Source organism: Mesorhizobium sp. FG116 (genome assembly GCF_057809835.1).
In genome coordinates this window covers 66,673-79,095 of sequence record NZ_JBMDKS010000004.1, presented here as the reverse complement: position 1 = coordinate 79,095, position 12,423 = coordinate 66,673, and the positions used below count along the sequence as shown (strand labels likewise).

The following is a 12,423-nucleotide window of genomic DNA, read 5'->3' as shown; positions in this document are numbered from 1 at the left end:
GTTTCATATTCGAAGGGCGTTTCAGATGACTGCCCGTATTCTTGTGGTTGACGATATTCCGGCGAACGTGAAGCTGCTCGAAGTTCGCTTGCTGGCCGAATATTTCGAGGTCTTGAAGGCAAGCTCCGGACCGGAGGCAATCGAAACCTGCGAGACCAGCAAGGTCGACGTCATCCTGCTGGACGTCATGATGCCGGACATGGACGGCTTCGAAGTCTGCCGCCGCCTGAAGAGCGATCCCGCCACTTCCCACATTCCAATCGTGATGATCACCGCGCTCGACCAGGTGACTGACCGGGTGAGGGGACTGGAAGCGGGAGCTGACGATTTCCTGACGAAGCCAGTCAACGACTTGCAGTTGATGACCCGCGTGAAAAGTCTCGTCAGGCTCAAGATGTTGACCGATGAACTGCGTCTTCGAGCGGCGACGACCCGCAATATCGGCATTGAAGAATTGCTGGGGCGCAATTTCCCTTCGCAAGAAGAGTCTCCGAAGGTGCTTCTGGTGGATGAACGCCGGGCGTCGTTTGAACGCATCCAGGCGATGCTGCGCGGCTCCGTCGAGCTTGATGTCGCGACGGATCCTCACGCCGGCTTCTTCCAGGCGGCGGACTCCAACTACGAATGCGTGATGATCTCGACCGGCTTTGCCGATTTTGATCCGTTGCGTCTTTGCTCGCAGTTGCGCTCGCTCGACAGGACCCGTTTCCTCCCCATCATCCTTGTCGCGGATGCCGGTGAGGAAGACAGGGTCATCCGTGGTCTGGAGCTCGGCATCAACGACTATCTCGTGCGGCCGATCGATCCGCATGAACTGACGGCGCGGCTGCGCACGCAGGTTCGCCGCAAGCGCTACAATGACCAGCTACGCGCCAGCGTCACGCAGACAATCGAGATGGCGGTGACCGATCCGCTGACCGGCCTGCACAACAGGCGATATCTGGATAGCCATCTGCAGACGTTGTTCGACCGCGCGGTTGCGCGCCGCAGACCGTTGTCCGTCATGATAACCGATCTCGACCGCTTCAAATCCGTCAATGATACATACGGCCATGATGGCGGGGATGATGTGCTGAAAGAGTTCGCGCGGCGCTTGCGCCAGAACGTGCGCGGTATCGATCTGGCATGCCGCTTCGGAGGCGAGGAGTTCGTCATCGTCATGCCCGACACTGACGGTCCAGTCGCAGAGAAAGTGGCTGAGCGTATTCGTGCAGAGGTTGCGCATCTGCCTTTCTCGGTAGGCAAGGATGGAAAGTCGATCAATGTCACGGTGAGCGTCGGCGTCTCATCGCTTCTCAAGGGCGCGGACAGCGTCGAGGCTCTGATGAAGCGCGCAGATCTGGCGCTTTACGAAGCCAAGAGCGGCGGTCGCAATCGCGTGGTTGCAAAGGCAGCTTAAAGACTTAAGCCAAGTCAACCGACAGATTTAGCTCGTCAATTCAGAATGGTTATGAATTTACCTTAATCCAAGCGATCCCCGAAGCTTGGTTAAGAAACTGTTGATTTTCCTAAGCTCTTGCGCAACTGTCCATGCCATTGGGAGGACTGTTCCGAGGCGAGGTGAATTCCGGAACTGTTCGAAGAATACCCCATGATGCTCAGGTCCGCCGCATCTCCTGGGTCCGTGGGGTCGGCCGGCCGGCGCTGGCACATAGTGGCCTCCTCGTACCGCTGCCAATCGCCGACCGGCCCCCGTATCACTATTCTCCGCTAGGAATGGAAACGAGGTACCCGCTGCTGCGGATAGCTCGATCCCGGTTTGAGTGACCTTTCGCGCGACAGATTGCCTGTTGCTCGTCGTTCGGCCTGGTGGTTGCCAAGCAGCTTGGCCACAAAAAAACTCAAGCCCGCCGAAGCGGGCTTGAGCTCAATAGTTTTGGCTAACGGTTCGGACTTCTTAGAAATCCATACCGCCCATGCCGCCCATGCCGCCTGGCATACCGCCAGGCATGCCGCCAGCAGCTTCCTTCTTCGGAGCGTCGGCAATCATGGCCTCGGTGGTGACCAGCAGACCGGCAACCGAAGCCGCGTCCTGAAGGGCCGTACGAACGACCTTGACCGGGTCGACGATGCCGAGTGCGATCAGATCGCCGTACTCGTCCTTGGCTGCGTTGTAGCCGAAGGTCGCGCCCTTGTTCTCAAGGATCTTGCCGACAACGATCGAGGCTTCCGCACCGGCGTTGGCTGCGATCTGGCGGGCAGGAGCCTGCAGGGCGCGGCGAACGATGGCGATGCCAGCGGCCTGGTCGGCATTGGCGCCGGTGGCCTTGATCGCGGAGGAAGCGCGCAGAAGAGCAACGCCACCACCGGGGACAATGCCTTCCTCGACCGCGGCGCGGGTTGCGTTGAGCGCGTCGTCAACGCGATCCTTCTTCTCCTTCACTTCCACTTCGGTCGAACCGCCGACGCGGACTACGGCAACGCCACCGGCCAGCTTGGCCAGACGTTCCTGCAGCTTCTCCTTGTCGTAGTCGGAAGTGGTTTCCTCGATCTGCTGCTTGATCTGAGCAACGCGACCCTGGATCTCACCCTTCTTGCCGGCGCCGTCGACGATGGTGGTGTTCTCCTTGGAGATCGACACCTTCTTGGCGCGGCCGAGCATGTTCAGGCCGACGTTCTCGAGCTTGATGCCGAGGTCTTCCGAGATGACCTGGCCACCGGTCAGGATGGCGATGTCTTCCAACATGGCCTTGCGGCGATCGCCGAAGCCCGGAGCCTTGACGGCAGCGATCTTCAGGCCGCCGCGCAGCTTGTTGACGACGAGCGTAGCGAGAGCCTCGCCTTCGACGTCCTCGGAGATGATGACGAGCGGCTTGGAGGTCTGCACAACAGCCTCGAGCACCGGCAGCATGGCCTGGAGGTTCGAAAGCTTCTTCTCGTGCAGGAGGATGTAGGCGTCTTCGAGTTCAGCAACCATCTTGTCGGGGTTGGTGACGAAGTAAGGCGACAGGTAGCCGCGGTCGAACTGCATGCCTTCGACGACTTCCAACTCGGTGTCGGCGGTCTTGGCTTCCTCGACGGTGATGACGCCTTCATTGCCGACCTTCTGCATGGCCTTGGCAATCATTTCGCCGATTTCGGTCTCGCCATTGGCGGAGATCGTGCCGACCTGGGCAACTTCCTCGGAGGTCTTGATCTTCTTGGCCTTCTTGATGAGGTCGGCCACGACTTCGGCCACGGCCAGGTCGATACCGCGCTTCAGGTCCATCGGGTTCATGCCGGCGGCAACGGCCTTGTGGCCTTCCTGAACGATTGCCTGGGCCAGAACCGTAGCAGTCGTGGTGCCGTCACCGGCCTTGTCGTTGGTCTTGGAAGCGACTTCGCGAACGAGCTGGGCGCCCATGTTCTCGAACTTGTCTTCCAGTTCGACTTCCTTGGCGACGGAAACGCCGTCCTTGGTGATGCGCGGAGCGCCGAAGGACTTGTCGATGACGACGTTGCGGCCCTTGGGGCCGAGGGTGACCTTCACCGCGTCGGCGAGGATGTTGACACCGCGCAGCATGCGCTCGCGGGCGTCACGGGAGAATTTTACGTCTTTAGCAGCCATTTCTTACTCCTGGGCTTTGCGCCCGAAATTCTGATTGCCGGTTTCTATTCAAATACGGGCAGGGTGATCAGCCAATGATGCCCATGATGTCGGATTCCTTCATGATCAGAAGGTCTTCGCCATTGAGCTTGACTTCGGTGCCGGACCACTTGCCGAACAGGACGCGGTCGCCGGCCTTGACATCCAGCGGAACGAGCTTGCCGTTTTCGTCACGAGCGCCGGAGCCTACGGCGATGATTTCGCCTTCCTGCGGCTTTTCCTTGGCGGTATCGGGGATGATGATGCCGCCAGCGGTCTTCTCTTCGGATTCGACCCGGCGAACGACCACACGGTCATGAAGCGGGCGGAACTTCGACTTTGCCATTTGATTTCCTCGATGACAGTGATGAGAAACGATTTCCTCCGTCCAGCGAAGCCGGACATTGGTTAGCACTCGCAATAGTCGAGTGCTAACGTGGCGGTGAGATAATCAGGCCCCCGACCAGAGTCAAGGAGCGGCAAGCCGAAGGCGTCGAATTTTAAGCCGAACTTGACTGCCAATCCGCATTTTCGAGGAATGGTGTCCTTGGCATTCCGTTACTACGCAGAAAAATTACGTCCACCAGAGATGCTAGGCGGTGTCGATGGTCACTCCATGTCGGGGCAACGCCGAGTTCGACAGCGCACCGGCCATGCCGACTATTTTTGGAATTGTGCGCCGCAGCATCTTGAAAGATAAGCACGCTTATTATATATCGCGCTCATGGTTACCGAAGGCACAGACAGACTGGGGTTTTTGATCCACGACGCGGCGCGTTTGATGCGCAAGCGATTCGAGGCGCGCGCCAGCAATTTGGGCCTGTCGGCGGCACAATGGCGCTTAATGGTCAGGGTCACGAAGGAAGAAGGCGTTGCCCAGGCAAGGCTGGCCGAACTTCTTGAAATTGAGCCGATCAGCGTCTCGAGGTTGATTGATCGCATGGAAGAGGCGGGCTGGATTGAACGCCGCGCCGACGCATCTGACCGCCGGGTACGTATGATTTTCCCGACGCCCAGGGCGCGCCAGGCCTATGCCCAGGTGAAAAGCCTTGCAGGTGAAGTTTACGAGGAAGCGCTGACCGGCATGTCCGGTGAAGACAGGCGCATTCTTATCCAAGGATTGCGAACGCTGGTCGATAATCTCTCCGACGACGAGACCGCGTTGTGCAGGCAAACAAACAAACTGGAAAGCACCGCACAATGAACGCTGTGACGAAAGTTGACGAGAATGCGACGAAGCTGGAGATGGATGCTCCCGCTAACCAGATTTCCACGACCCCTGCACCACAAGTGCAGGCACAGCCGGCTCCGGCAAAGGCCAAGCGCAGGATGTCCAATCGCTTCGTATTGATGTTCGCGTTGCCTGTGCTGTTGGCTGTGGGCGGCGGCTATGTGTGGGTGACCGGCGGCCGCTATCAGGAAACCGAAAACGCAAATCTGCGGCAGGCGCGCGTGTCCATTGCGGCCGATGCCGCTGGACGCATCGTCAAAGTCGATGTCAACGACAACCAGCCGGTCAAGAAGGGCGACGAACTGTTCACCATCGACCCGGCACCTTACCGTATTGCACTGGCGCAAGCCGAGGCGGCGGTTGCAGGTGCAAGGCTGAACGTCGAGCAGTTGCGTGCCGCCTACAACCAGGCCATGTCGCAGGAGCGTGTCGCTTCGAGCGAGGTGGACTATTTGCAGTCGCAATTCGACCGGGCAACCGATTTGTCGAAGAAGGGCATCAGCGCAATGTCGTCGCTCGATCAGGCGCGCAATGACCTCGACAAGGCGCGTCAGGAGCAGTCTGCTTCAGAGCAGGGTATTGTCAGCGCAAAAGCAGCACTTGGCGGCAATCCCGATATCGAGACCGACCAGCACCCGACGGTACTGGCAGCACTCGCCGCTCGCGACAAAGCTGCTTACGATCTTGCCCAGACAACAGTGCGCGCGCCCGCTGATGGTGTCGTCTATCAGGCGTCGTCTTTCAAGATCGGGCAGTTTGTCGGTACCGGCACGCCCTTGTTTGCGCTGGTTGAAACAGGCGACACATGGATCGATGCGAACTTCAAGGAAACGCAACTTACCCATATGAAGCCGGGCCAGAAGGCCGAAGTTGTGCTGGACACCTATCCCGGCCGCACTTTCGAGGCGACCGTGGAAGCGATTGGCGCGGGCACCGGCGCCGAATTCTCCCTGTTGCCGGCCCAGAACGCCACCGGCAATTGGGTGAAGGTTACCCAGCGTATTCCAGTGCGCATCAAGCTCACGGATGACGATGCCAAGTTGGCGCTTCGAACCGGCATGAGCGCGACGGTCAGCGTTGACACAGGCGTGTCGCGCGGACTTCCGAGTGTCTTCGGACACGCGGTCGCGGCTGAATAACCAACGGCAGGCCGCACCGACCACGGTTCGGCTTGCCTGATTTCATATTCACGTAGTTTCGGAAGCTCGAACCCATGTCACAGGGCGAGACCCATCGCGAAGTGCCGCATCGCGGCCTGATCACCATTTCGATCATGCTGGCGACGATCATGCAGGTGCTCGACACAACGATCGCCAACGTCGCCCTGCCGTCGATGACAGGCGACCTGGGCGCGTCGCAGGATACGATCAACTGGGTTCTTACGTCCTACATCGTGGCGGCCGCCATCATGACGCCGGTCACGGGTTGGCTGTCGGACCGGCTTGGCCGCAAGGAGCTTTTCCTGGTGTCGGTCGTAGGCTTCGTCATCTGTTCGATGCTGTGCGGCGCCGCCTGGAGCCTGGAAAGCATGGTGGCCTTCCGCCTGCTTCAGGGCGTCTTCGGCGCGGCGATCGTGCCGCTTTCCCAGACCTTCCTGCTCGACATCAATCCGCGCGAGCGTCACGGGCAGGCGATGGCCATTTGGGGCGCGGGCATCATGGTGGGGCCGATCATCGGCCCGACCCTTGGCGGCTGGCTGACGGAAAGCTTCAACTGGCGCTGGGTATTCTTCATCAACCTGCCCGTGGGCATTGTCGCTTTTCTCGGCTGTGCGGCCTATCTGCCGAGCGTTGCCAAGCGGCTGCGCGGGTTCGATTTCTTCGGCTTCGCCATGCTCTCGCTTGGCGTCGGCGCGTTGCAGTTGATGCTTGACCGTGGAGCAGAGGTCGATTGGTTCTCATCGATCGAAATCTGGATCGAGTTCGGTCTCGCCTTGACCGGCTTTTGGGTGTTCGTCATTCACACGGTCACGGCTGAGCATCCGTTCATCGATCCGAGGATATTCCTCGACCGCAACTTCGCGACCGGTCTTGTCTTCATCTTCGTGATAGGCGTCATCCTGCTTGCCAGCCTTGCTCTGCTGCCGCCAATGCTTTCCGTCGTGTTCGGCTATCCGACCATCACTACGGGCATGGTGATGGCGCCGCGCGGCGTTGGCACCATGATCTCGATGTTGCTGGTGGGCCGCCTTGTCCGTGTCGTCGACCCGCGCATGCTGGTGGTGACGGGCCTGCTTCTGACGGCCTATTCGCTCTACGATATGTCAGGCTTCTCGCCGCAGATGGATGACTGGCCGATCCTGACCACCGGTGTTATTCAGGGCTTGGGGCTTGGGTTGGTGTTCGTGCCACTGTCCACGGTCGCGTTTGCAACGCTCGATGCACGGTTCCGCACCGATGCCACCGCCTTGTTCAGTCTGGTGCGCAATATCGGATCGTCCATCGGCATCTCGATCGTGACTGTGATGTTGACCCGCAACGCCCAGATCAACCACGGCGAACTGTCGGCTCAGATCAATCCGTACAACCCGAACCTCTGGATCGCGTCACCTGGCGCGGCACAGGGGGATCCCACTGCGCTTTCGCAGCTTAACGGCCTCGTCAACGTGCAGTCGCTGATGATTTCTTATGTCGACGACTTCAAGCTGATGATGCTGGTGACGCTTTTGGCGCTGCCGCTCGTATTCCTGCTGCGCCGTCCGCAATATGCTCCGGCTCCGGGCGCGCAGGCCGCACATATGGATTGATGTAGGAGTAGGGCAGTAGGGCTTGGTGTCCTTACCGTCTTATTTGCCCAGCACCAGCGCCCAATAGCGCCAGTCCGGATTTTTGGCGTTGCTGACATAGGCAAGTCCGAAACGGGTGAAGCGCGCGTCCAGGATGTTGCGACGGTGCGGCGGCGAATTCATCCACATCTCGAACAACCTGTGAATGTCCATGCGCCCCTCGGCGATGTTTTCGGCGGCCGCACCTTCGATATGATTTCCGTTCACTCGCGAGGCAAAATCCTTGCCCCACCCAGTTGTATGGGTCATGCGCTTCGCGCTGGCCATATAGCCCGCCTGCTGCAGCGCTGCCCGCTCCAATTGGCTGTTGGGAGCAAGCCTGGATAAGTTCGCTGCGCTGCGGATGCCGGCTAACGTGCCAACAGCGGAACTGGAGGCGCCGGCACCCGAACCTGTCGACATCGTCGTGCCGCAACCAGCGAGCGCGGACAGGGCCAATAGGCCGCTGCCGGCGATAAACGTGCGGCGATCTCGGCTAAAAGCCGGTTCGGAATCCATAGGTTCAGTATCGAAGCAGTTGATTTTCATCCCGCTTGATAGACAAGCGATCGTGGCTTTTGCCGGGCAGGGCGGAAAGAAGGTAACTGCTCGGCCTATAGTGGCGGCCACCGACGCCAGTTGTCGGCGTTGGGTCAGCTAATGATGCGCAGGTTCGACAGTTCGTTGCCGATTTCTTCGAAATCCTTGGCTAGCGACGCGCCCGTCGCGTTCCAGAATAGCTTTGCAGGTTTGCTTGGATCGGCGGAATCCTTGCGGAACCGCGATTCCGATGAACAGGCTTTCAGCGCTTCGATCGCCTTGTTTTCGCTCGTATTGCTGGTCGAAAGGTCAAGTGCAACGGTCATGACGATGACCTTGCCCGCTTTCGCGTTTTCGCAAAGCTTGGTCATCTGTTCGTTCAGTGCGTTGGTATAGTTGCTACTGGAATAGTTGAGAGCACCGATGGCGCTGGACGTGCCTGAAAACAGACGTGTCGTTGCGGTGCCGTTGTAGCCAACCCCGGTGTAGCCATAGGCAGCATAGGTCGATTTGTTGCCCGCAGGATCGTTACCGGGCGCGGAATAGGTGTTCTCGCCGTCGGTCAGCACGATGACGACCTTGTCGTTACCTTTTTCGGCTTCAGACCGCCCCTGCGTGAACGGCTCGCCATGGGACAAGATGCGCCAACCCCAAGCCATGCCTTCAGGAACATCCGTGTTGCCGTTTGCCGCCATGCCGTCGATTGCAGACTTGATCGTTTCCAGACCCTCGGGCGTGGTGACGTCGGTAAGGGGCGTCAACGGCTTGGTCGTGCAGCTGTAGTTGGGACCTGCGCCCGCTTTCAAGACCGGGGCGTCGTAGGACCGCGACTGGAAATATTTGGCCATGTTGCTTTGGCGCGTTTTGCCGGTGCCGCTGGAAGGGTCATCGTTCCACCAGCTATTGGCCGCGCTATATGTTTTTGGTGTGGCCTCGTCCGGGTCCTGGGTCAGTTTCCAGTGGTTGCCGGGCTCGTCTGGGGCAAACATCGGCACGAACATCGTCGCCGGATCACCAAAGCCGATACCCGTGTTGTTAGGCCCACCGGACGCCGGCGTATCTTCGACATTGTAAGGATAGGGGCGGGCCTCGACGCAGCCCTGCCAACTGGCAAATGGTCCGTAAGTGTCTACGTAGTCATACTCTTTGTGACTGCGCTTGCAGGTGTTGTTCGAGCGATACTCGTCACAGACCACTCGCTCGCTGGCCACGACGCGTTCATGGCTGGTGACCACCTTCATGTCCTTGTAGAGGGAGAAGCGCGTGAGCATTTCTCCTTCTTCGGTACCCCAGCCGGTACCCACCTTGCGCCAGATACCGAAGCCGTCCTTGGATGCGCGCTTGTCCGATGCCGAGAGGGTCGACCAGTCGAAATTCTCGTTATGGACTGGCGACAGGCCGGCAATATCTATCCATGAACTGCTGTCGTTTTGCGGCCCGACATTCACCGACGCGGCAAATGGCACCAGCCCGAATTGTACAGGCTTTTCCACTTGCTTGATCTGGTTTGCCTGTAGCGCCAGCGTGTCGACTAATTGCTTGGCTGCATCCTTCAGCAGGTCGATGCGCCGCTGTCCCGAACCCGTGCCGTAGCTGGTCATGGAGCCGGAGTTGTCGAGAACGAGCGCAACTTCCAGCGTATTTTTCAGGCGCACTTCCGAATCGACGCCGACGGAAATTTTCCGATTCACCGTCTCGGTATCCTCTTTCATCATTTTCGCGAAAGCAGGATAGAAGTAGGGCCTGTAGTTCAGATTGGCGACGAGCTTGAGTGTACCGCCGCCCACGGTGCTGTCGGGCAGCTTGACGCTCAATGTCGTATCGGCCGGATTAACGCCATTAAGGTTCGCGTGAAAGAAGTCGAGCGCGTAGGCGCGCAGCTGATCGTCCGTCGCTCCCTCTACGATACGCCTGGCTGTAGCGATGTTGGCGGCATCGAGCGCATTGGCGACGTGCTGCTTCTGCCGCACCATTTCGCTATAGTCTACCGCAAGGGCAATCCCGCCCATGATAGGAACCATGGCGATTACCGTCATGAGAGCGTAGTGACCGCGCGTGTCGCTCCAGAACGCACGCCAGGATGCAAGCATGATAATCACGGCCCCCGCCGGATGGAGATGTCAGGCATCCATTCTGCCAGCAAATGCTGAAAGACAGGTATTAACGGAGCGTTGATTTGAAGGGCCGTAGTTCAGCGGCCGTTAACCAAAGCCCCGTCTCAGAGAAAAAAGCCCCGCCGGTTGGCGGGGCGATTGGAGGTTCGAACTAATTGATCAGCCTACGATACGCAGGTTGGACAGTTCGTCAGCGATCTTCTTGAAGTCGGCTTCAAGCGTCGAGCTGGTTGCGTTCCAGAACATTTTGTCCGGCTTGCTGGGATCGGTAGGGTCCTTGCGATACCGGGAGTCGGAAGCACACTTCTTCAAAGCGGCAATCTGGGCGGCTTCAGCCGTCTTCTTGGAATCGAGATCCAGGGCCACAGTCATGACAATCAGATTGTTGGCCTTTGCGTTGTCACACAACTTTGCGAACTGCTCGTTCAAAGCCGTCGAGTAGTTGCTCTCCGTGTAAGCGCTGTTGCCTGATTTTACCACGCTGGAACTCGTTCCCATGAAAAGGCGGGTGTCGCCATTCTGGTATTTCGTTCCTGTGTAGCCGTAGGCAGAATAACTGGACTTGTTGCCGGCGTAGTCGTTGTCGCCGAAATAGCCAGGCGTGTAGTAGGTGTTCGCGCCGTCGGTCAGCACGATGACAACCTTGTCGTTGCCCTTTTCTATTTCTGAACGCCCTTCGCTGAACGGCTCGCCATGTGACAAAACTCGCCAGCCCCAAGCCATGCCCTCGGGGACATTTGTAGCACCGAGAGCGGCCATTCCGTCGATTGCCGCATTTATCTTGGTCTTGCCGTCGGTTTTGGTCACGTCCTGCAACGGCGTGATGGCGCTTGTCGTGCACATGTAATTCGGCCCGCCATTGATCGGAGTCGGCAGAGCAGCCAGACTGAGTGGGCCAGGCATTATATATTTGAGGGTGTTTTTCTGCCTTGCGACTTGAACGCTGGCTGTTGTGCTCGTTGACGTATCGCCGTTGTCATCCCACCAACTGTTGTTCATGCCGAAGGTCTTGATCGAGTTGTTCGATTGTTTTGTCCATATATTGCCGGTCTCGTCGGGCGCGAACATCGGCACGAAATAGCTTTCAGGCTTCGACGTCGTCGGCAAGGTATCGTTGATATTGTAGGGTGCCGGCCGCGCCTCCACGCATCCGCCCCAGGATGCCACAGAACCATAGTCAATAATCGTCTTGCCGTTTTCCTTGTGGGAACCGGTCTGCTTTTTCAAAAGCTTGAAAAGCGAAAACCTCGTCAGCGGTTTATCTTTTTGAGCGGCATCCCAAGTGGAGCCGCGGGCCATCCAGATATCTCCAACCTTCTGTGCGTACTGGTTCGCGTCCCTCGTTTGGGTCATGACTGACCAATCAAGATTTTCATGATGGATAGGTGAGGCGCCGGTCGTGTCCATCCAGGCGGAAGTCTCGAATTGCGTGCCGACGTTAACCGATGCTGCGAACGGCACCACCGCGAACTGCACAGGCTTTTCCACCTGCTTCATCATGTCGGCCTGCTTGGAGATCGTGTCGACAAGTTGCTTGGCCGCGGCTTTAAGCAATTCAATGCGGCTCTTCGTCGAAGATGCCACCTTGTCGTCCATAGATCCTGAATTATCGAGAACGAGAGCGACCTCAAGGGAGTTCTTCAGCCGCACTTGTGAGCAAGTCGTGAAACTGAAGTCGCTTGAGGTTTTGCCTATCAGCTTTGCCGCCGCAGGAAGGAAATATGGGGAGTATACCAGGTCCGCACACATTTTCATCTCGCCACCACCAACGGCGTTGCTGGGCAGCGTGACATTCAGTGTCGTTTTACCGGGTTTTACATGGCGAAGATTCGCCAGAAAGAAATCCTGCGCATAGGCTTTAGCCTGAGTTTCCGTAGCCCCCGATTGGAGTTGGCGGGCAGTGGCAATGTTGGCAGCATCAAGCGCATTGCGCGTATCGAGCCGTTGGCGGGACATCTCGGTGTAATCCACCGCAATCGCCAAAGCGCCCATCAAGGGTGCCATTACGAGCGCCGTTACAAGTGCATAGTTGCCGCGTGTGTCTTTTCGGAATTTCAGGAACATCGGCTTCGTGACCCCTGCCAAGCCCAATTCACAGCAACAAAATGACAGAAATGATTAAATTTCGTGTTCGCGGAATCCCATCAAAATGAGGTTTGGCATTTCCCTTCGGTTAACCATGGCTTTTCCAGATCCGAGAGGAAAGCTG

The 12,423-nt window shown here is 58.2% G+C and carries 9 protein-coding genes; 4 read left to right on the top strand and 5 right to left on the bottom strand.

What is annotated here, in order from left to right; genetic code table 11:
• The first annotated feature begins 25 nt into the window (after window positions 1-25).
• Complete coding sequence (locus tag ACODTY_RS05265) at window positions 26-1,399, top strand: PleD family two-component system response regulator (RefSeq protein ID WP_488993236.1); 1,374 nt, start codon at window positions 26-28, stop codon at window positions 1,397-1,399.
• Window positions 1,400-1,897: 498 nt separating this feature from the next.
• Here ACODTY_RS05265 and groL read toward each other — a convergent pair whose 3' ends face one another.
• Window positions 1,898-3,547: a chaperonin GroEL gene (groL, locus tag ACODTY_RS05260; RefSeq protein ID WP_488993235.1), complete on the bottom strand. Its 1,650-nt coding sequence runs from the start codon at window positions 3,545-3,547 to the stop codon at window positions 1,898-1,900.
• A 67-nt stretch (window positions 3,548-3,614) separates the two neighbouring features.
• Window positions 3,615-3,911 (bottom strand): co-chaperone GroES, encoded by a 297-nt coding sequence (gene groES, locus ACODTY_RS05255; RefSeq protein WP_056244141.1) that lies wholly within the window; start codon window positions 3,909-3,911, stop codon window positions 3,615-3,617.
• 378 nt (window positions 3,912-4,289) lie between these two features.
• Here groES and ACODTY_RS05250 point away from each other — a divergent pair, with 378 nt between their 5' ends.
• From ACODTY_RS05250 to ACODTY_RS05240, 3 genes are all read left to right on the top strand, one after another.
• On the top strand, window positions 4,290-4,769 hold the full coding sequence (locus ACODTY_RS05250) for a MarR family winged helix-turn-helix transcriptional regulator (protein ID WP_488993234.1): 480 nt from the start codon (window positions 4,290-4,292) through the stop codon (window positions 4,767-4,769).
• On the top strand, window positions 4,766-5,935 hold the full coding sequence (locus ACODTY_RS05245) for an HlyD family secretion protein (RefSeq protein WP_488993233.1): 1,170 nt from the start codon (window positions 4,766-4,768) through the stop codon (window positions 5,933-5,935). Before ACODTY_RS05250 ends, ACODTY_RS05245 begins: the two co-directional genes overlap by 4 nt.
• Window positions 5,936-6,009: 74 nt before the next feature.
• A complete protein-coding gene (locus ACODTY_RS05240; protein ID WP_488993232.1) occupies window positions 6,010-7,542 on the top strand; it encodes a DHA2 family efflux MFS transporter permease subunit in 1,533 nt (510 codons plus the stop codon).
• A 39-nt stretch (window positions 7,543-7,581) separates the two neighbouring features.
• Here ACODTY_RS05240 and ACODTY_RS05235 read toward each other — a convergent pair whose 3' ends face one another.
• The 3 genes from ACODTY_RS05235 to ACODTY_RS05225 form a co-directional block, all read right to left on the bottom strand.
• Complete coding sequence (locus tag ACODTY_RS05235) at window positions 7,582-8,079, bottom strand: CAP domain-containing protein (protein WP_488993231.1); 498 nt, start codon at window positions 8,077-8,079, stop codon at window positions 7,582-7,584.
• A 134-nt stretch (window positions 8,080-8,213) separates the two neighbouring features.
• Entirely contained in the window at window positions 8,214-10,190 is a 1,977-nt protein-coding gene (locus ACODTY_RS05230) for a TadE/TadG family type IV pilus assembly protein (RefSeq protein WP_488993230.1), read from the bottom strand.
• Window positions 10,191-10,373: 183 nt separating this feature from the next.
• Entirely contained in the window at window positions 10,374-12,278 is a 1,905-nt protein-coding gene (locus ACODTY_RS05225) for a pilus assembly protein TadG-related protein (RefSeq protein ID WP_488993229.1), read from the bottom strand.
• Window positions 12,279-12,423 lie beyond the last annotated feature (145 nt).